This is a genomic window from Chryseobacterium sp. HNCC26DJ240 (assembly GCF_057180485.1).
Window position 1 is genome coordinate 179374 of sequence record NZ_JBXUGK010000005.1, and the last position, 20010, is coordinate 199383.

The following is a 20010-nucleotide window of genomic DNA, read 5'->3' on the forward strand; positions in this document are numbered from 1 at the left end:
ACACCCCCAAAATATCATGGAAAATAAACTTCAGGCATCTGAAAATACGCAGCAGCAACAGCAGCAGTTTCAGGATAAAAGACCGTCTGCAAATCCTTTGGAAGAGCTCAACAGAATCGGTGGATTCGGCTTCGTAGAATCTGTTGTAGACGGAATCGCCAATATGAACCCTACGCGAAAGGCAAGAAAAGAAATATTCTTAAACGACTCCAATAAATCTGACGAAAGAAAAGAACTTCTTCAGAAAATAAATCTTTGGGTTGAACTTTTAGAAGGAAGCGACAACGCCGAAAAATTGGCAGAAACCTGCAAAAACAAAGCTCAAAGCGCAGAAACCAATTTAAAATCAAATCTAAAAAATGCTTTAGATTCTGTTCGTCAGCTTGAAACTTCTTACCGCACTGTTGCTCAGTTTTACAAAAATACTGAGCTTGATAAAGTAGACAATGTAAGCATCGTCAACGCAAGTCTTGATCAGGTTTCAGATTTAGACAATCCTGTTTTTATTGAAGCGATTGCTGAAGAATTTAAACAATATTACGACCGTCTTGATCTTAGGGACAACTACTCTATTTTGGCTATCCCAGGTTATTTAGGTTCGAATAAAGTGATTGAAAAATGGGCTAAAATCTGTAACGAAAATAAGGTAATGATGGTTACCGATTTCGCTAATCTTGATAAACCGGATGACGTGGTAGACCTTTTCCATTCTGCAAATCTTACTGGCGGCGAACTTCACAGAAGTAATGTTATTATGACATGTAACTGGTTGGTAGGCAGAGGAAAAGCAGAAGAAGTAGGTGAAGAAGAAAACGTAGAACTTCCGCCATCAACTTCATTGGCTGGAAAAATTCATAAAACTTTGATGTCTCAGGTGGCTGCCGGTAAAAAACATGGTAACATCAACGAAGTAGACGCTGTAAAATTTGATTTAAAGAAAAGTGAAATTTCTCAGCTTGAAAAAATGGGTCTTGTGCCTATGGTAAACGAGTACGGAAAAATCATGGCGTTCTCGGCAAAAACATTATTTACAGGAGATAACATCGGTCTTCAGACCTATTCTGTAGTGCGTGTTTTCGATTACGTGACAAAAGTTTTGCTCGATTTCCTAAACAGAAGAGCTTTTGAAAACTGGAATGCGAGAAACGAAGATGATTTAAGAAGACAGATTGTAAGCTTCCTTGACGGAATCAAAGGTGCTGATAAACTGATTGAGAAATTCAAAATCGTAAGATTTGAGCAGGATAAAGTAAATAAAGACAGAGTTTGGTTAGACATCAGACTGACTCCTTATTTCCCTACAAAAAGTTTTGTAATCAAACTTGACGGTCACAAAGGTGATGACGGTAACGAGTGGGATGCAGAATATATTCAGGATTAATTTATTTAAAATAAATCATAAAACAGACTGTCATTTTTGGCGGTCTGTTTTGGCTTAATCTAATTACAAAATGTGAAAAAATTTATTGCAAGCAAAAGTAAGAGAAGCATTAAATTTTTTGTACATTTTGCAAGCTTTTGAATTTCTTATTGTAATTAATTCTTTTGTCACTTTAGCGGTTTTAAAACATGTCATATTTAAGTATCTTTGCACTTTACCATTGAGATTCTTTACTTGAAACCAACAAAAAAATCCACAGACTTTCTTCACATCGGACACAAAATCCAGAACTGGTACACCCAAAACGCCAGAGATTTGCCTTTCCGAAATACAAAAGATCCTTATAAAATCTGGATTTGCGAAATTGTGTTTCAGCAAACCAGAATTGCTCAGGGTTTGGGTCATTACAACAGATTTATTGAAAGATTTCCGGATGTAAAAACACTTGCGGAAGCCGATGAAAACGAGGTAATTCTTCACTGGAAAGGTTTGGGATATTACTCCAGAGCAATTAATATTCATAAAGCTTCAAAGCAGATTATGACGGAATTTTCAGGAAAATTCCCGTCTGATTATGATGATATTTTGACTCTGAAAGGGGTCGGAAAATACACAGCTGCAGCTGTTTCGAGTATCTGTTTCGGACAAAAAAGACCAGCCGTGGATGGAAATTTCTACAGAGTTTTAAGCAGAATATTTGCTGATGATTTTGATATTTCTCAAACCAATGCATTTTCCTATTTTTCTGAACTGGCTTTTCTGATAATGCCTGAAAACGCTGGAGATTTCAATCAGGCAATGATGGATTTAGGTTCGGAAATCTGCAAACCAAAAAATCCAAATTGTGGAGATTGTCCTGTAAATGATGATTGTTTGGCTTTCGCACTTGGGAAGGTTTCAGAATTTCCAGTGAAAACAAAGAAAGTGAAAGTAGAAAATCTTTCCTTGAAATATTATTTTGTTCACAGAAACAACCAGTTTATCATTCAACAACGTGGCGATGATTATATCTGGAAAAAACTGTATGAATTTTTGCCTGAGATTTCTGCAGAACTCGTTCCCTTGATCAAAAATGCAAAAACTGTGAATCACAAACTGACGCACAGAAATTTAAGCATAGAAATATTTAATGTGGAAATCAGTTCAGAATCTATCTGGAATGATTTAATAAAAGATAAAAAACTCATCATTTCAGACTTTGAAGATTCCCAAAAGAGGTCATTTCCGAAACCTTTGGAAAATTATATTCAAAACACATTGAAAGACTGAAATTTGTCTCCTAAAATCTAAAATCTAATTTGTATTTTTGCAAAATGATTAAAAAAGTCATTTTTGTTTTTGCGTCTGCGCTTCTTATTTCCTGTGGAAAAGAGGCTACACCAAAACCTTTCGGTGAATTAAGACTGGAATATCCGGCACCGAAATATCAGAAAATGGATAAAAACTGTAATTACAGCTTTGAATATTCAAATTTCGCCAATCTGAGTGATGCGAAAAGACCTTGCTGGTACTATCTTAATTATCCGAAGATGAAAGCGAAGGTTTTCATCTCATATTATCCCATCAATAATAATTTTGCCGATCAGGTTGCTGAAGCCGAGAAAATGGTGTACAGACATACCGTGAAAGCGAGTTCTATCGATACAAAATCATTCGAATATCCTGAAAGAAAAGTTTATGGAAATTTCTATGAACTGAAAGGACAGACGGCTGCCAACATTCAGTTTTATGCTACAGACAGTACAAAACATTTTGTGACAGCTTATCTTTATTTCAATTCAAGACCAAAACCGGATTCTTTGGCTCCGGCTGTAGATTACGTGAAAAAAGATCTGATGCATCTTTTGGATACATTTGAATGGAAAAATTAAAAATTTAAATTAAAAAAATAAGACATAATATATGAAACTTTTAGTTGTAGGAAGTGTAGCATTTGATGCGATTGAGACACCATTTGGTAAAACAGATAAAATTTTGGGCGGTGCGGCTACATATATAGCAATTACTTCGTCAATTCTAGGCGTAAAATCAGGAATCGTTTCTGTTGTGGGAGGCGATTTTCCTCAGGAATATCTTGATATGTTCAGCAAAAGAGATGTCAATCTTGAAGGTTTAGAAATTGTAAAAGATGGAAAAACATTCTTCTGGTCAGGTAAATACCACAACGATCTGAATACCAGAGATACTTTGGCTACTGAAGTAAATGTTCTGGAAAACTTTGATCCAAAAATTCCAGATTCTATGCAGGATGCGGAAGTTTTGTTATTGGGAAACCTTCATCCTGGCGTTCAGCTTTCTGTTTTAGAAAAAATGAACAACCGTCCGAAACTAACGATTCTTGATACAATGAATTTCTGGATGGATTCAGCAATGGATACTTTGAAACTGATGATCGCAAAAACTGACGTGATCAGTATTAATGATGAAGAAGCAAGACAACTTTCAGGTGAATATTCTTTGGTAAAAGCTGCTAAAAAGATTCACGAAATGGGACCTGCTTATGTAATCATCAAAAAAGGTGAGCATGGAGCAATTTTATTCGGAGAAGGAAAAATCTTCGCAATTCCGGCACTTCCATTAGAAGAAGTTTTTGATCCGACAGGAGCTGGAGATACTTTTGCAGGAGGTTTTGCTGCTTACATTGCCAAAAAAGGAACTTTTGATTTCGATACAATGAAAGCTGCATTGATCGTAGGATCTGCGATGGCATCTTTCACTGTTGAAAAGTTCGGAACTGAAAGAATCGAAGAAGTACAGGAAACTGATGTTTATTTAAGAATAAAACAATTCAAAGAACTGACGACTTTTGAGGTAGACCTTGATTAATCATTTGTTTTAAGAAATATTTATAATAAAAAATTTAGTCTGATTCATTAAGAATTCTAAATTTGCAACTCGTTTAATATAAAAAAATGATAGATAAATTAAAAATCGCTTTTCTTTTTGGTATTTTCATGATGTTTTTCTCTGTAAATATATCTGCGCAGCTGAAGAAAGGACAATTGGTTGATGGGATTGCTGCTGTGATTGGCGATGAAATTGTTTTGGAATCTGATGTGGAAGAACAGCTGAACTATGCAAAACAGCAAGGTGCGGGAGACACAAATAAATGTGAGTTTCTTGAAAATCTTCTCAACAATAAGCTTCTTGTGGTTCAGGCAAAAAAAGATACTTTGATCGAAAACCGCTCTGCTATGATTAAAGAGCAGGCAAATGCGAAATACAATCAGTTGATTTCTCAGTTTCCGGACGAAAAGACAATGCTTGCCGCTTACAAATTCCGTAATCAGTATGAAATGAAAAATGCCATCGAAAAAATTGATACAGATCAATATTACGGACAGGCAAAATACCAGAGAATTACTGAAAAAGCTGACGTTACGCCAAATGAGGTAACCGATTTTTTTAATCAGTTTAAAACTCAGCTTCCACAGATTAAGGACGAAGTTTCTCTTTCGCAGATTTTTATGTATCCTAAGCTTACAGAAAAGCATAAAGAGGAGCTGATTGCAAGATTAAAGAAAATTAAGGCAGACATCCAGGCTGGTGAGTCTTTTGACAGCCAGGCAAGAATTTATTCTGAAGACAAGGGTTCTGCAGCTACAGGAGGTTTAATGAAAAACGTTTTTAAAGGTCAAATGGTAAAACCTTTCGAGGCAGCAGCATTGAATCTTCAGGAAGGCGAAATTTCTGAGCCTGTGGAGTCTGAATTTGGTTATCACATCATTCAGTTGGTGAAAAAATCAGGTAAAGCGTACGATGCACGTCATATTCTTTTGATGGCAACGCCTACAGAAGAAGAAATTGCTACTGCAAAAACCAAATTAGACAGCATCAGAGGTTTGATTCAATCTGAAAAAATTACTTTTAAAGAAGCTTCATTTAAGTTTTCTGATGATAAAAGAACAAAATTCAACGCTGGTGTAATTCCTGGAGCTGACGGTTCAAACAAAATTGAAAGAGAAAGTATTCCTGGATCAATCACTTATGAATTAGCAGGTTTGAAAAAAGGTGATATTACAACAGCATTTGATGATAAAGACGAAAGAGAAAGAGTAGTTGTGAAAATCGTAAAAATTGAAGATGACATCGCTGCACACCAGATTACTTTGGAAACAGATTATGACAGAATCAAGCAATTGGCATTGAACAGACGTAGAAATGAAATGGTAGAAAAATACGTAAACGAAAAAATCCCTACCACATTTGTATCCATCGACGGAAGATATGAATGCGATTTCAAAAGCAACTGGAAGAAAGCTTCCATTTCAAAATAAACTTTAAAACCTTCAGAAATGAAGGTTTTTTTTGTGCTGTGAAAATTAGTTTTATTATTTTAGGGGATTACTATTTTTATAATTATTATTTCATTTAAAAATAAAATATGCCGGAAAATCAAAACAGAATTTCAGAACTTTTCAATATTAAATATCCCATTATCCAAGCCGGAATGATTTGGCATTCAGGATGGCGTTTAGCCTCGGCGGTTTCCAATTGTGGCGGACTTGGATTAATCGGTTCAGCGAGTATGTATCCGGATATTTTGCGGGAGAATATCCAGAAATGTAAAAAAGCTACAGACAAGCCGTTTGGAGTAAATGTTGCCTTGCTTTATCCTAATTTAGATGAAATTATTAAGATTATTCTGGAAGAAAAAGTAGAAATTGTTTTCACTTCTGCAGGAAATCCTAGAGTCTATACCGAAATACTTCAAAAAGAAGGCATAAAAGTCGCTCACGTTGTTTCGTCTACCAAATTTGCCGTAAAATGTGAGGATGCAGGCGTTGATACCATCGTAGCAGAAGGCTTTGAAGCAGGTGGTCACAACGGGCGTGACGAGACCACTACCCTCTGCCTCATCCCTAATGTGAAAAAACATATTTCTAAACCACTGATTGCTGCCGGAGGAATTGCTTTAGGCTCTCAAATGAAAGCTGCAATGATTCTCGGTGCAGACGGTGTGCAAATTGGTTCACGCTTTGCCGCAACACACGAAGCAAGTGCCCACGAAAACTGGAAAAACAAAATCACAGAACTTACAGAAGGCGATACTCATTTAACTTTAAAAGAATTGGCTCCGGTACGTTTGGTCAAAAACAAATTCTTCAGCCAACTGGAAGAAATCTACAATCAAGGCAGAAATAAAGAAGCTTTGAATGCAACTTTAGGCAGAGCCAGAGCAAAACTCGGAATGTTTGAAGGCAATATGGAAGATGGTGAACTGGAAATCGGGCAGGTTTCTGCATTAATCGATGAAGTTCTTCCTGTAGAAACAGTTTTTAATAATTTACTTAAAGAATTTAATGACGCTAAAATCCCTTCTATCTAACTATTTTGTGGTATTATTAATATTAAAAAAAAATCTCGATATTAGCGGAAAATAAATTTACACCCTATTTTCACCAACTCAATGGACTCTAAGCAACAAATACAAAAATTATCAGATGAAGGTAAAGAAATTTATCTCTCACATATTTCTGCAGATCCCGTGATTTTCGGATTTGAAAACAACGAACTGAAAGTGCTTCTCGTAAAAATGAATTATCGTGAAAAATGGATGCTTCCGGGTGGATATGTGAGAAAGGATGAAGATCTGGACGATGCAGTACAGCGAATTATAAAAGACAGAACGGGTCTTACAGACGTCTATCTTCATGAGTTCGGAGTTTTTGGAAAAAAAGCCCGTAGCGAAGAATATTTTGAGGAATTTGATGATTCTCATTTCAGCAAACAGCGCTTTATTTCTGTAGGATATCTTGCTTTATACAACCCTTCTCAGCAGGATCTCGTAAAAGATGAGCTTAGCCAGTCTTGCGAATGGACCCATGTAAACAAACTCGACGAACTGGATTTTGCCATGGATCACCGTGAGATTATCGAAAAGGCGCTGCTATCTTTACGAGAAAAAATCGCTATCAGACCCATTGGTTATAATCTTTTGCCTGAAAAATTCACGCTTTCTGAAATTCAGAAATTATATGAAACCATTTTGGGTAAAGAACTGAACAGAGGAAATTTTTACCGAAAGATAAAAAATCTTGGCATTCTGAAAAAATTAGACGAGCAAAGACGCGGTGGCGCACACAAATCTCCGGATCTTTACACATTCGACGAAGAAAACTACCAAAAAGCTCTTGAAAATGGCTTGACAAACTGGTAAACATCTATAAAATTCGGGTTCACTTTTGGTGAGCCCGTTTTATTTAAACATTTATCTTCCAAACTTAAAATATTCTGAAAGTGGATGTTTTTTGTTTTTCATAAAAGCCGAAACCATTTCCATTCCCGTTACCGAAAAAGTAATTCCGTTGCCTCCGAATCCACAAACGAAGTAAGAGTTTTTAAAATTTCCATGTTCTCCGATGTAGGGTAATCCGTCTTTTGTTTCTCCAAAAGTTCCTGCCCACACAAAATCTGTGTAAAAATGTTCGTCCGGTTTTATTTTCTTGAGATTTCTAAGGATCTCCTTTTCTTTTTTCCCCAACAATGCATCACGCTTTTCAGCATTGTGAAATTCTTCGTCGCCGCCACCTATTAACAATCTTCCATCATCTGTGCTTCTCATATAAAGATAAGGTTCGTCTGTATTCCAGATCAAAGTGTGCTCTATATTTTTAGATTTTTCAGATTTTGCTTCTGATACAATCGCAAAAGTGCATTTTAAATCTACAAAATCTTCTCTAATCAATTCTTTTGCTTCATACCCAACACAATAAATGATTTTTTTTGCTTTGATGGTAAAACCACTTGTTGTGAGAGCCAAATTATGATCTTTTAAATATTTTACAGATTTCAACTCTGTTTTATCAAAAACTTCAAGTCCTTTTTTTTCATTAAATCTCAAAAGTTCGTGCGAAAACTTAAAAGCATCAATACTTCCGCCGGATTTAGATAAAATACCACCGTAAGAATTAGTGATTTCAAACTGTCTTTCTACTTCTTCGGCAGACAGCCATTCGACCTCAAAACCTGCTTTTCTTCTTGCTTCATATTCTGTTTCAAGCCAGTTTAAATCTTTTTTTCTCGCAGCAAAATAGAGAGATTGCTTTTTTCTGAATCCTGATCTGGATTTTATTTCTTTCACAAGATCGGCAATATCGTTTATTGATTTTTCGCAGGCTTTGTAAGCTTGTATAGCTGGTTTTTCGCCAATCATTTCCGACAGTTCATACAGAGGAACGTCTATTTCATACTGCAGCATTGAAGTTGTGGCAGAAGTACTTCCATTACAGATTTCTCTCTTGTCAATCAAAATAGTGCTGTAACCATCTTTTATCATTTGATGCGCAATAAGATTTCCAGTGATGCCGCCTCCAATAATCAGTACATCACATTCTTTATCATCTTTGAGCGATGGATACGAAGAAATAAGACCATTTTTAATCAACCAGAAAGGCTCATTAGATTTGAGATCCATAGTTTATTTTTTTTGATAAACTTTATCAACAATCAAGCCCTTTTTGTTTCAAAAGATTGGTTTAATTATTGTTTAACCTCACTCACCAAAACATTAAAATTAAATATATGATCACAATTATTCCAGATGCTCCGGAGAACGTTGCCGCATTTAAGGCTTCGGGTGAAATTACCAAAACAGATTTTGAAAATATCGTAAATCCTGAAGTGAAGAGAAAGGTTGAAAAATACGAAGAACTTAATTATTTAATGCTTATTGATACCGATTTGGATCAGTTTTCAGCAGGTGCATGGTTTGAAGATGTGCTTTTAGGCATAAAAAATCTTGCAAAATGGAATCGTGCCGCTATTGTAACCGACAGCACTGGCGTTCAGAATTTCACAGATATTTTCAGCGTCCTGATGCCGGGAGAGTTTAAGGCATTTCCAAAAGATAACTTATACAATGCTTTGTATTGGTGCCAGAACGGAAATGAGGTTGAAAGTTAAATAAAAGTTAGTTTTAAAAAAAGCTCTGTTTTGAAATTACAAAACAGAGCTTTTCTTTGCTAAATATTTTTACCTTATTCTGCGATAAGTTCTTTAGGTTGAGCACTTTTGTACAAAATTAAATAACGGATGCTGATTAATAAACCAATTCCAGTCATTCCCACCCCAACCAAAGATGGATAATTATAAGGAAGTTTGTATTCTAAAGGAATTCCACCCAAAAATGCGCCCATCGCATTGGCAATATTGAACGCTGCCTGCATAAATGCAGCTGCCATCATCTCACTTTTTGGCGCCGCTTTCATCATCATAATATTAATTGGTGCCGAAACTGACATTGATAAAGCGCCGCAAATAAAGGTCAATACAAGAGAAATTATTCTGTGTTCGGACAGGAAAAATACCGAAAGTAGAGCAACCATCATTAAAGATAAAAACAATATACATGTTTTTTCAGGACTCATTTTATCTGAAATGTATCCTCCAATCAGATTCCCCACCACCATTCCTGCTCCGGCAAGGATCATGACGTAAGCCATTTGGTCTGTTTTAATTCCTGAAACTACGGTCATCAAAGGTGTAATGTAGCTAAACCATGTAAAAAGACCTCCAAAACCAATTGCAGTAATCATTAAGACGAGCCATGCCTGTTTGGTTTTTAAAAATTTAATTTCATCTCTGAAATGTGCATCTTCATTGCTTTCCATTTCAGGAAGCCAAAGTTTGATGAACAACAAAGCTAAAATTCCTATGAGAGCAACAATAGCAAAATAATATCGCCAGTGAAAAACATGTCCGATGTAAGTTACAAGCGGTACCATCGCCAAATTAGCAACTGTAAGCCCGGTAAACATCAGTGAAATATAAAATGCTTCTCTGCCTTTGCCTCCCATTCTTGATGCTACGACTGTTCCCACTCCGAAAAATGCCCCATGAGGAAGTCCTGATAAAAACCTTATCACCATCATCGAACTATAATCCGGCATTAAAGCTGATAAACCGTTGAAAATCGTAAAAATCACCATCAAAGCCAATAAAACTTTTTTTGGCGGAAACTTTACAGAATATCCAATCAAAATTGGTGCACCTATAACGACTCCGAATGCATAAGCTGAAATTAAATGTCCCGCCTCGGGAATGCTAATTGCTAAAGACTTTGCCAAATCGGGAAGAAGTCCCATAATGGTAAATTCCGTTGTTCCTATACCTAATCCGCCGATTGCTAAGGGTAAAATTCTTTTATCTAATGCCATTATTAAGTTTAAATGATTATAATTGATTACTTATGAATCAATGAATATTTAAAACCGCAAAAGTCCGTAAAATTTCTCAGAACTTCGGTCTTGGATTATTTAATTTTTGATTGGAAGTAATAAGTTTTATTAATGATTTAATTCTAACCCTAATCTATTTTTTAAATGAATTTTGCTAATCTTAAATTTTGATTTAATTAAATTGAAAATTGTTGTTTTCTTTAAGAGCTTGTTTGAATTTCATCAAATTAAATTCCCCGACCCTAAAGGGAGTTAATTTTGATGAAATTTTCAAGGCATTTTTCCACCCTTCAGAGTTGGGGAAAAGAAAAATGACTTGAAAATTTGTTTTTTTATCATTTTTAAATAGGCTCTAAATCTTAATTAAAATATCGAGTCAGAATTATCTTTAAATTTTAAGATAATCTGTACAAATAAATTTAATCAAAAGAAAACTGCCTCAAAAAATGAAGCAGTTTATATTTTTAGTGAATATGTTTTTCAGCGTGGTAAGAACTCCTTACGAGTGGCGAACTTTCTACATGTCTGAAGCCTAAACTCCTTGCAAAATCTCCGAATTCATCAAATTCCTCAGGAGTGATGAATTTTTTTACAGGAAGATGCTTTTTGGTAGGCTGAAGATATTGCCCCATCGTGATCACGTCCACATTGGCATTTCTAATGTCTTCAATAGTTTGAAAAACCTCATCTCTTGTTTCACCTAAACCAAGCATTACACCTGTTTTTGTGCGGTTTTGTCCGGCTTCTTTTAAATATCTCAAAACCTCAAGGCTTCTCTCATATTTTGCCTGAATTCTCACTTCTCGGGTAAGACGTTTTACGGTTTCCATGTTGTGAGAAATCACTTCCGGAGCTACAGCAACTAAACGATCCAAATGTTTCGTCATTCCTTGAAAATCCGGAATTAAGGTTTCCATCGTAGTTCCCGGTGAGATTCTTCTTACAGCATTTACAGTTTCGCCCCAAAGGATTGATCCCATATCTTTCAAATCATCACGATCTACAGAAGTAAGAACCGCATGTTTGATTTTCATTAATTTAATTGATCTTGCAACTTTCTCCGGCTCGTCCCAGTTGACATCCATAGGTTTTCCGGTTTTTACACCGCAAAATCCGCAGCTTCTTGTACAGATATTTCCAAGAATCATAAAGGTTGCAGTACCTTCACCCCAGCATTCACCCATGTTTGGGCAACTTCCGCTTTGGCAAATGGTATTGAGTTTATATTTATCAACCAAAGTACGGAGTTCGCGGTAGTTTTTCCCTGTAGGAAGTTTTACCCTGATCCATTTTGGTTTCTGAACGGTTGTATCCTGAACTAAATTCTCCATCAGTTTCTAAAATTGGCTTCAAAGTTACGTAATTTTTAAATGAAACCATCAACGATGAACATTGACAAAATGCATAAAAAAAGGTCTGCAAAATCTGCAGACCTTATATTTTTTTAGTAAAAGATTTAATCTAAAGGTTTTCGACCTGAAATAATGTTATATAAAATAACAATAATTGCGATTACCAGTAAAACGTGAATCAGATTTCCTAATCCCATTCCACCTCCTACACCTGCAAGTCCAAGTACCCAGACAATGATGCAGATTACTGCTACTAACCATAATAAGCTTCTCATAATAATAGATTTTAAGTGTTATGAGAAAGTATATACTAAATCTGTGCCTTTTGAAAAAATATGGTATCTAAATTTTCAGATTAAAGATCTCCACCGTGATTTTCCAGCTGGCCTTCCCATTTAGAAACAGCTGAAGTAGCCAAAGCGTTTCCTAAAACATTGGTCATACTTCTTGCCATATCGCAGAAGTGATCGATAGGAAGAATAAGTGCAATACCTGCAGCAGGAATATCAAACATGGTACAGGTCGCAACGATAATTACTAAAGAAGCTCTCGGAACTCCGGCAATTCCTTTTGAAGTCAGCATTAAAACCAAAAGCATGGTAATTTGTTGTCCCAAAGTCATATCAACTCCGTAAAACTGAGCTATAAATATAGATGCGAAAGTCATGTACATCATACTTCCGTCGAGATTAAATGAATATCCTAATGGTAAAATGAATGACACTACTCTATTGTTGCAGCCAAATCTTTCCAGCTCTTCAACCAATTTTGGGAATACTGCTTCTGAGCTTGTGGTTGAAAACGCAATAAGCAAAGGAGATTTTATTCTTCTTAATAATTCAAATAGTCTTTTTCCTAAAATTAAATATCCTACCAATAACAGAACAACCCACAAAACAGCAATCGCAAAGAAGAAATCGCGCAGATACACTGCATATACTTTAAAAATTTCAAAGCCATTGGTTGCCACAACAGCGGCAATCGCCCCGAAAACTCCAAGCGGTGCGAACCACATGATGTAACCAACCATTTTAAGAATAGCATGTGCAATAACATCAAAAAGTTTGATGACCGGCTGAGAATAATCGTCGCCCATGTTTGCCAAAGCCACCCCAAACATAATACTGAAGACAACAATCTGTAAAACTTCATTTGTTGCAAATGCTTCAAATAAACTTTTAGGAATGATGTGTTTTACAAAATCTTCCATAGAAAACCCTTTGCTGGTTTTCACAAGCTCGTCTGCTCCTGAAAGTTCCTGATTTGGGAATTTGATGGCATGCCCCGGCTCAAGCCAATTAACTAAAATCAGACCTATAAATAATGATACCAAGGATGCGGAAATAAACCACAACATGGCTTTTGTACCTACTCTACCAATCATTTTGATGTCACTCATTTTGGCGATACCTACTACCAAAGTGGTAAAAACCAATGGTGCAATAATCATCTGAACCAATCTGATGAAAACGGTTCCGAGTAATTTAATATTTTTAGAAAAAGCGGCTGCACTATCCGGATATTGCAGATGCACGATTCCACCAAGAAGTACACCGAGAGCCAGCGCAATGATGATGGCGAAAAAAAGTTTATTTTGTCCTTTCATATCTTAAATCAAGTGGCACAAATATAATATTTTTAATCTTCTGAAATATTTAAACTTAATCAGAGGATTATAACTTCCGAAAAACAGCTGTTTCACATAAGTTGACCTGCAAATTTTTAAAAATTTTTATAAAATTAATTTTCACAAGAGAAATAATTATTACATTTACCAATAACAATTATAAAAATAAATCCACTTATGAAAAAAACAATCACAATGGCTGCTTTAGCAATAGCAGTTTCTTTCGCATCTGTTTCTTGTAAGAAGAAAGTTTCTGATGCTGATCTTCAGACTCAGGCGACAGCAGTTGTAACTTCTACTCCTACAGCTACTGTAGAAATTAAAGAAGGTAAAGCACACCTTAGCGGAACTTTCCCTGACCAGGCTTCAAAAGATGCTGCTATCGCTTCTTTGAAAGCTATTAAAGGAGTAACAGATGTGCACGATATGGCTAAAGTAGAAGCAGCAGCTCCTGAAATGCCGGTGCAGACTACTTCTGCCGTAGATCCTATTGTTCAGCAAAAAGTACAGGATGCATTGAAAGACTTCCCTACCGTAAAAGTAGAAGTTGTAAACAATGAGCTGACACTTACAGGTAACGTTTCTTCAACTCAGGCAAGAAAAATCAAAGAGTCTGTTGACGCTTTGAAAGTAGGAAAAGTAAACTTCAATTACACAGTAAAATAATTATAAATGAGCACATTAGAAGAAAAATATTCTGGAGTAGTATCTGCAGCACAGTCTGCGGGAATCTCAAATTTAAAAGTACAGGAGCAGGACGGAATCCTCTATGTGTCTGGAGACGCAGCCAACACAGCTGCTAAAGATACAGTTTGGAATGCTTTAGGAGCAATTGATGCTTCATACTCTGCATCAGACATTAATATCGATGTACAGGTTACAGGTTTGGCTGCCGGAGCTGCATTAAGCGTTGCAACTGAAGAATCAAATCTTAATATCAGACAAGACCCTTCTACCGAAGCTGCCGTTGTAGGTAAAGCTGCAAAAGGATCTTCTGTAACACTTGTAGAGCAGACTTCTGACGACTGGTGGAAAGTAAAAACTTCCGAAGGCGTTGAAGGATACGCTTACGCAAGATATCTGAAAGCGTAACAGTTCAATATTTATAGAAATATTAACACATAGGAACATCCCATTGCTGGGATGTTTTTCTATTTTTGCCCCATAAAATAACTATTACTGAAACATGAGGAAAGTCTTATCCCTATTTTTCTTTTTAAGTTTATTTTTTGCGGCAAATGCACAGAAAATCAGCTTAGACGGAAAAGTAAAAACCAGTGAACAAAAACCTATTACCAATGCTACCGTTTATCTTTTAAAAGCTAAAGATTCAGCAATTATCAATTACACTTCTACCAATAATGAAGGCAAATTCTCTCTAAAACTTGATCAGCTCAATGAGAGAAGTTTGCTTAAAATTGAAGCAGACAAACACAACGAATATTCAAAAATATTTGAGAAGATTGAAAGCTCTCAAAACATCGGAGAAATACAGCTTGAAGACAGCAAAATAAATGATATTGCAGAAGTAAAAATCACTGCTTCTCCTGTTAAAATTAAAACAGACACGATTGAATTTAATGCGTCATCCATCAAAGTAAGACCCGACAGTAAAATTGAGGAACTTCTGAAAAATATTCCCGGAGTGGAAATAAGCAACGAAGGAAAAATAACCGTCAACGGAAAAGAAGCTGACCAGATTCTCATCAACGGAAAACCTTTCTTCGACAAAGACGGAAAAGTAGCACTTCAGAATTTACCTGCCGATCTTATCAAAAGCATTCAGTTTACCACAACCAAAACTAAAGAAGAAGAGCTCAATGGAAAAGCTGCAAAATCAAACAATGCTACCATCAATTTTACCATTGATGAAAAGAAAAATAAAGGTTTAATCTCAAGAATTACCGCAGGATACGGATCCGACAAACGGTATGAAGGCAGCGCTTTAATCAGTTATTTTAAAAACGACACCAAGATCAGTTTACTCGCATCGTCCAACAACATCAATTCGCAGGGATTTTCTAATGACGAAGTTTTCGACAGTATGGGACACGGCAGAAATGCATGGCTTATGCAGGGCGGAACCGTTTTCAGCAGTGGAGGTATGACAAGTTATTCGATGGGAGGAAACACCAACAGAGGTATTACCAGATCTACAACAGTTGCTGTAAATTACAGCGATAAATTTAATAAAGATCTCGATCTTGAAAGTTTAAGCCTGATGCACACCGATAATAATCTGGAGACAAGATCAAAAGTTTCCAGAACTACACTGCTTCCCAATTCTACCTTAAAAACAAACTCCGAAAGCAACGGAGAAAACGAAACCAAACAATATGGCGTAGATCTTACGGCAAGAATTAAACTCGATTCTCTTACCACGGTTTATTTTTCGCCCAACTTCAGCAGATTCGAAACTAAATCTTTCAACAACTTAAAATCATCCACACTTGGAAATGACATTCTTCTGAACGAAAGCAACAGCTACACCAGCACAGAGTCTGAAAACAACAGCTTCTCACCCAATATCTACTACTCTAAAAAATTTAAAAAGAAAGGAAGAGTTGCGTATGCCAATATGAGTTCAAATATCTCTGAAAACAAAAATAACAATCTGAATAATTCTCAAACGATTTTCTACAACTCGCCAGATCCGAATGATATCAGAAATCAGCTTTCAAAAACAAAAAACCAAACCAACAGATACGATTTCAGAACAGGATATTCTGAACCTATTTCAGACTCGATGTCTGTAAGTGTAGATTTGAATTATACCAAAACCTCATTCAACAATAAAAGAAATGTGAATGATTTTGATGCTTTAAATAATGATTATTCAAATCTTAATACAGATCTTTCCTACGCAATGAATCAGGATATCAACACGGTTTCTCCTGAAATCAGTATGGAAATCAATAAAAAGAAACTAAACTTCTGGGCTTCTGCAGAACTTGGAATCTCAAAAATGGATGTAAATTCATCTTTTCAGGGGCAGAATTTTCAATTGCAGAAAGATTTTGTGCTTCCGAAATTTAATATGAATGCAAACTATAGTTTTTCTGAAAGCAAAAGATTGAGTTTCTACAGTTTCGCAGGTTACGAAATACCTACAGCAGAAAAATTTACACCTTTTGAAGACCGCATCAATCCGTTGATTTCTACCATAGGAAATGCTGGTTTGAAAAATACCTGGAACAGTAATACCTACATCTATTTCAATAATTTTAATATGTTGAAAAACATAAGTTATTACATGAATCTTGATTTTAATTACAGAGAAAATGATGTGATAAATTATGCATATTTCGATGAATCCGGAAAGCAGTTTATCACTTATGCCAATATCAGTGGGAATAAAAGAATCAATTTCGGAGGCGGATTTACCAAAACTTTCAAATGGAAAGACAACAAACTGAATTTAAACCCAAGATTGAATGCCAATTATTCTTACAACAGAGGTTTTATCAATACTCAGCAGTTTACCAGCAATGTCTACAGCATCAATCCAGGATTTAATATAGCGTACGAAATTAAAGATAAAATCACAATAAAACCTTCATATACGGTCAGCTACAATTTCAGCAACTACGAAAACTACAGCATCGATGAAGTAAAAACCAGCAATCAAATCCTTAAAATGGAGTTAACCAACTACATTTTCAAAAGCAAATTGGTGATCGGAAACGATTTTGAATATAACACCACCTCCAACATCGCTCCTGGTTTCAAACGTGATTTCTATTTCTGGAATACAAGTATCGGATATTCTTTCTTCAACAAACAGCTTACGGCAAAAGTGAAAGTATATGACGTACTGAACCAGAACCAAAGTGTAAGAAGAACCATCAGCAACGCCTTCTTCGAAGACCGTGAAGATTTGATTCTAAAGCGTTATGTGATGTTTTCACTTACCATGAAACTCAACAAATTTGCAGGAAAAAAGATGCAGGAAAAGTAAAAAACACACCTCTATAAACGAAATACCCGGAGATTTTTTCTACGGGTATTTTTTTTGTATCATTGCGAACAAAGTAACGAAAATTATGTTTTGGCTAAAGCCAATTCTTACTACGAATTAAGTAGTCGGGCTAAAGCCCGACCCTATTGAATTTCCATTTTTCAAAAAGCTTTTTGGCAACCAAGAAGTGGTTGAACTACAATAGCCGTGGGTGAAACCCATGGACAGTTTACAACAATAAATTAGAACCACGAAGTGGTTCAACAATGTGAGCGAGTGAAAGCCCGCACCTCGCTGGTATGAGCATCTCGCTCGTACCCACTACACAAGCAGGACGCTTGCGCCAGCGATAATGACTGTTTGTAAAAACAATATTGTTTTAAAGAAAGATGTTGTGAACAAACCTTGTCAAAGTTATTTCATACTGAATATAAACCTTTTCAAGGTTCTACCAAGTTTAATTCTACTTAAAACCACAAAAGACCAGAAGAAACTCCGGCCTTTTTCTTTTCCTAAAACTTCATTCCAAAAACTTTTTAATCATTAAATTAGCATCAAATTTCAACTATGAACATCCGATATTCATTTTTTCTGACTTTGCTTTTTATTCTTGGGAATGCGCAGACTCAGCAGACAGACAGTTTTGTGAAAGAGAATTTTACCAAGCAGGAATTTTACATTCCAATGAGGGACGGTACCAAACTTTTCACTTCTGTTTACATCCCGAAAGATATTTCAAAAGCTAAAAAATATCCTTTCCTGATGCAGCGTACCTGCTACTCTGTCGCTCCCTACGGCGAAAATGATTACCGAAGAAGTCTCGGACCCAACAAATATCTGATGAATGACAAATATATTTTCGTCTATCAGGACGTTCGTGGGAGATACATGAGCGAGGGAACTTTTACCAACATGACGCCGCAGGTAGACCATAAAACCAAAAAAGATGTCGATGAAAGCACCGATACTTACGACACGATAGATTATCTCGTAAAAAACATCAAATTCAACAACGGCAAAGTAGGTCAGTTTGGAACTTCCTATCCCGGTTTTTATACTGCTGTAGGCCTTTTGGCGCAACATCCGGCTTTGGTGGCATCTTCTCCACAAGCCCCAATTTCAGATTTCTGGAACGATGATTTTCTTCACAACGGGAGATTTATGCTCGGATATTTCAAAACGTTCCCTGTATTTGGCGTTCAGAAAACTAAGCCTGAAAACAAAGCCTGGTACACCGATTCTATGATTAAAGCGACTTCAGAAGATGGTTTGAAATTCTACAGAGACATGGGAACTTTAAAAGATGGTTACGAGAAATATTACAAAAACAATTTCTTTATGACCGAAATTATGGAGCACACCAATTACGATGAATTCTGGCAGAAAAGAAGTCTTCTACCCCATCTTAAAAACGTAAATCATGCGGTGATGACTGTTGGCGGTTGGTTTGATGCAGAAGATCTTTCAGGCCCTTTGAATATTTATAAAACAATAGAAAAAACAAGTCCGAAAGCTAAGAATACGATTGTGATGGGGCCATTTTCTCACGGCGGTTGGGGAAGAGAAGAAGGGAAACATTTCCATAACCAAATCTACTTTGGAGACAGCATTGCGACGTATTATCAGAAAAATTTAGAAACAAAATTTTTCAGTCATTATCTGAAAGGCGACACCAAAAAAGATGCAGGTTTACCCGAAGCCGTGATGTATGACACAGGTGCAAAAGAATGGAGAGAATTTGCAGAATACCCGCCAAAAAACACACAGAAAATCAACTTTTATTTAGCTGATAAAACTTTGAAAAACACCTCAGGACAAAGTTTTTCTGAATATTACAGCGATCCGAACAATCCTGTTTTGAGTTCGGATAATTTAAAAGATTTCAATGGTTTTACTCCGAGAAATTACATGTCAGAAGACCAAAGATTCGCAGTCGGAAGACCTGATATTTTGACTTTCACCACCGATGTTTTAACAGAAGACCTGACTTTTGCGGGAGAGATTTTGGCTAAATTAAATATTGCTTCTTCTTCTACCGATGCCGATTTTGCTGTAAAACTAATTGATGTTTATCCTGAAGATTTCAAACCTGCGGAGAAAAAAGAAGGCGTGATTTATGGAAATTATCATCAGATGGTAAGAAGTGAAATTATGCCTGCGAGATTCAGAAATTCAAGAGAGATAGCTGAAGCATTAACTGCAAATCAAAAAACGGCAGTCAATTTTAAATTACAGGATGTCATTCATACTTTCAAAAAAGGACATAAAATTCAGATCCAGATTTCTTCGACATGGTTTCCGTTGTTTGCGGTAAATCCACAAAAATTTATAGAGAATCCTAATTTTGCGACAAAAGAGGATTATACAAAAGCGTTTATTAAGGTTTTTGAAGACTCTGCGATTGAAGTTCAGGTGTTGAAATAATTATATTTTTTCTTTTGCCTTGATGTAAAAGAAACAAAAAAAACAAAGGCTGTTCAAGAATTTTGAACAGCCTTTGTTATGTTAAGATA

General features: G+C 36.0%; 17 protein-coding genes. 12 read left to right on the forward strand and 5 right to left on the reverse strand.

The window, feature by feature from the left end; all coding sequences use genetic code 11:
* The first annotated feature begins 16 nt into the window (after positions 1 to 16).
* The 7 genes from AC2A1G_RS11440 to AC2A1G_RS11470 all read left to right on the forward strand — a co-directional run bounded on the left by AC2A1G_RS11440 (position 17) and on the right by AC2A1G_RS11470 (position 7541).
* Positions 17 to 1381, forward strand: coding sequence for a DUF5458 family protein (locus tag AC2A1G_RS11440; RefSeq protein ID WP_484047048.1), 1365 nt, complete (start codon positions 17 to 19; stop codon positions 1379 to 1381).
* Positions 1382 to 1615: 234 nt separating this feature from the next.
* Complete coding sequence (gene mutY, locus AC2A1G_RS11445; protein WP_484047049.1) at positions 1616 to 2650, forward strand: A/G-specific adenine glycosylase; 1035 nt, start codon at positions 1616 to 1618, stop codon at positions 2648 to 2650.
* A gap of 44 nt (positions 2651 to 2694) precedes the next feature.
* Positions 2695 to 3252 (forward strand): gliding motility lipoprotein GldD, encoded by a 558-nt coding sequence (gene gldD / locus AC2A1G_RS11450; RefSeq protein ID WP_484047050.1) that lies wholly within the window; start codon positions 2695 to 2697, stop codon positions 3250 to 3252.
* A 31-nt stretch (positions 3253 to 3283) separates the two neighbouring features.
* Positions 3284 to 4207, forward strand: a complete 924-nt coding sequence (locus AC2A1G_RS11455) for a PfkB family carbohydrate kinase (protein ID WP_484047051.1) — start codon at positions 3284 to 3286, stop codon at positions 4205 to 4207.
* An 86-nt stretch (positions 4208 to 4293) separates the two neighbouring features.
* On the forward strand, positions 4294 to 5658 hold the full coding sequence (locus tag AC2A1G_RS11460) for a peptidylprolyl isomerase (protein WP_484047052.1): 1365 nt from the start codon (positions 4294 to 4296) through the stop codon (positions 5656 to 5658).
* Between the two features lie 107 nt (positions 5659 to 5765).
* On the forward strand, positions 5766 to 6710 hold the full coding sequence (locus tag AC2A1G_RS11465; RefSeq protein WP_484047053.1) for an NAD(P)H-dependent flavin oxidoreductase: 945 nt from the start codon (positions 5766 to 5768) through the stop codon (positions 6708 to 6710).
* Positions 6711 to 6791: 81 nt separating this feature from the next.
* A complete protein-coding gene (locus AC2A1G_RS11470; RefSeq protein WP_484047054.1) occupies positions 6792 to 7541 on the forward strand; it encodes an NUDIX hydrolase in 750 nt (249 codons plus the stop codon).
* 51 nt (positions 7542 to 7592) lie between these two features.
* Here AC2A1G_RS11470 and AC2A1G_RS11475 read toward each other — a convergent pair whose 3' ends face one another.
* Positions 7593 to 8798, reverse strand: coding sequence for an NAD(P)/FAD-dependent oxidoreductase (locus AC2A1G_RS11475; RefSeq protein ID WP_484047055.1), 1206 nt, complete (start codon positions 8796 to 8798; stop codon positions 7593 to 7595).
* Between the two features lie 107 nt (positions 8799 to 8905).
* Between AC2A1G_RS11475 and AC2A1G_RS11480 the strand changes: the two genes are divergently transcribed.
* Positions 8906 to 9286 (forward strand): SpoIIAA family protein, encoded by a 381-nt coding sequence (locus AC2A1G_RS11480; RefSeq protein WP_484047056.1) that lies wholly within the window; start codon positions 8906 to 8908, stop codon positions 9284 to 9286.
* 74 nt (positions 9287 to 9360) lie between these two features.
* On the opposite strand, the gene AC2A1G_RS11485 is transcribed toward AC2A1G_RS11480, so the two are convergent.
* The 4 genes from AC2A1G_RS11485 to AC2A1G_RS11500 all read right to left on the reverse strand — a co-directional run bounded on the left by AC2A1G_RS11485 (position 9361) and on the right by AC2A1G_RS11500 (position 13518).
* A complete protein-coding gene (locus AC2A1G_RS11485) occupies positions 9361 to 10539 on the reverse strand; it encodes an MFS transporter (protein ID WP_484047057.1) in 1179 nt (392 codons plus the stop codon).
* A gap of 485 nt (positions 10540 to 11024) precedes the next feature.
* Positions 11025 to 11891 carry a lipoyl synthase gene (gene lipA / locus AC2A1G_RS11490; RefSeq protein ID WP_262148399.1) on the reverse strand — a complete coding sequence of 289 codons (867 nt, stop codon included), beginning with the start codon at positions 11889 to 11891 and terminating at the stop codon, positions 11025 to 11027.
* A 125-nt stretch (positions 11892 to 12016) separates the two neighbouring features.
* On the reverse strand, positions 12017 to 12187 hold the full coding sequence (locus AC2A1G_RS11495; protein ID WP_056032445.1) for a lmo0937 family membrane protein: 171 nt from the start codon (positions 12185 to 12187) through the stop codon (positions 12017 to 12019).
* Between the two features lie 80 nt (positions 12188 to 12267).
* Entirely contained in the window at positions 12268 to 13518 is a 1251-nt protein-coding gene (locus AC2A1G_RS11500) for a dicarboxylate/amino acid:cation symporter (protein WP_484047058.1), read from the reverse strand.
* Positions 13519 to 13716: 198 nt separating this feature from the next.
* Here AC2A1G_RS11500 and AC2A1G_RS11505 point away from each other — a divergent pair, with 198 nt between their 5' ends.
* The 4 genes from AC2A1G_RS11505 (at position 13717) to AC2A1G_RS11520 (ending at position 19921) form a co-directional block, all read left to right on the forward strand.
* A complete protein-coding gene (locus AC2A1G_RS11505) occupies positions 13717 to 14205 on the forward strand; it encodes a BON domain-containing protein (RefSeq protein ID WP_484047059.1) in 489 nt (162 codons plus the stop codon).
* Between the two features lie 6 nt (positions 14206 to 14211).
* On the forward strand, positions 14212 to 14631 hold the full coding sequence (locus tag AC2A1G_RS11510) for an SH3 domain-containing protein (RefSeq protein ID WP_484047060.1): 420 nt from the start codon (positions 14212 to 14214) through the stop codon (positions 14629 to 14631).
* A 94-nt stretch (positions 14632 to 14725) separates the two neighbouring features.
* Positions 14726 to 17497: an outer membrane beta-barrel protein gene (locus AC2A1G_RS11515; RefSeq protein ID WP_484047061.1), complete on the forward strand. Its 2772-nt coding sequence runs from the start codon at positions 14726 to 14728 to the stop codon at positions 17495 to 17497.
* A 567-nt stretch (positions 17498 to 18064) separates the two neighbouring features.
* Positions 18065 to 19921 (forward strand): CocE/NonD family hydrolase, encoded by a 1857-nt coding sequence (locus tag AC2A1G_RS11520; RefSeq protein ID WP_484047062.1) that lies wholly within the window; start codon positions 18065 to 18067, stop codon positions 19919 to 19921.
* Positions 19922 to 20010: the final 89 nt, after the last annotated feature.

What these genes read in the sequence shown, in the direction of transcription:
- AC2A1G_RS11440 (WP_484047048.1), top strand. Translation starts at nt 17, where the DNA reads ATGGAAAATAAACTTCAGGCATCTGAAAATACGCAGCAGCAACAGCAG.
- gldD (WP_484047050.1), top strand. Translation starts at nt 2,695, where the DNA reads ATGATTAAAAAAGTCATTTTTGTTTTTGCGTCTGCGCTTCTTATTTCC.
- AC2A1G_RS11455 (WP_484047051.1), top strand. Translation starts at nt 3,284, where the DNA reads ATGAAACTTTTAGTTGTAGGAAGTGTAGCATTTGATGCGATTGAGACA.
- AC2A1G_RS11460 (WP_484047052.1), top strand. Translation starts at nt 4,294, where the DNA reads ATGATAGATAAATTAAAAATCGCTTTTCTTTTTGGTATTTTCATGATG.
- AC2A1G_RS11465 (WP_484047053.1), top strand. Translation starts at nt 5,766, where the DNA reads ATGCCGGAAAATCAAAACAGAATTTCAGAACTTTTCAATATTAAATAT.
- AC2A1G_RS11470 (WP_484047054.1), top strand. Translation starts at nt 6,792, where the DNA reads ATGGACTCTAAGCAACAAATACAAAAATTATCAGATGAAGGTAAAGAA.
- AC2A1G_RS11475 (WP_484047055.1), bottom strand. Translation starts at nt 8,798, where the DNA reads ATGGATCTCAAATCTAATGAGCCTTTCTGGTTGATTAAAAATGGTCTT.
- AC2A1G_RS11480 (WP_484047056.1), top strand. Translation starts at nt 8,906, where the DNA reads ATGATCACAATTATTCCAGATGCTCCGGAGAACGTTGCCGCATTTAAG.
- AC2A1G_RS11485 (WP_484047057.1), bottom strand. Translation starts at nt 10,539, where the DNA reads ATGGCATTAGATAAAAGAATTTTACCCTTAGCAATCGGCGGATTAGGT.
- lipA (WP_262148399.1), bottom strand. Translation starts at nt 11,891, where the DNA reads ATGGAGAATTTAGTTCAGGATACAACCGTTCAGAAACCAAAATGGATC.
- AC2A1G_RS11495 (WP_056032445.1), bottom strand. Translation starts at nt 12,187, where the DNA reads ATGAGAAGCTTATTATGGTTAGTAGCAGTAATCTGCATCATTGTCTGG.
- AC2A1G_RS11500 (WP_484047058.1), bottom strand. Translation starts at nt 13,518, where the DNA reads ATGAAAGGACAAAATAAACTTTTTTTCGCCATCATCATTGCGCTGGCT.
- AC2A1G_RS11505 (WP_484047059.1), top strand. Translation starts at nt 13,717, where the DNA reads ATGAAAAAAACAATCACAATGGCTGCTTTAGCAATAGCAGTTTCTTTC.
- AC2A1G_RS11510 (WP_484047060.1), top strand. Translation starts at nt 14,212, where the DNA reads ATGAGCACATTAGAAGAAAAATATTCTGGAGTAGTATCTGCAGCACAG.
- AC2A1G_RS11515 (WP_484047061.1), top strand. Translation starts at nt 14,726, where the DNA reads ATGAGGAAAGTCTTATCCCTATTTTTCTTTTTAAGTTTATTTTTTGCG.
- AC2A1G_RS11520 (WP_484047062.1), top strand. Translation starts at nt 18,065, where the DNA reads ATGAACATCCGATATTCATTTTTTCTGACTTTGCTTTTTATTCTTGGG.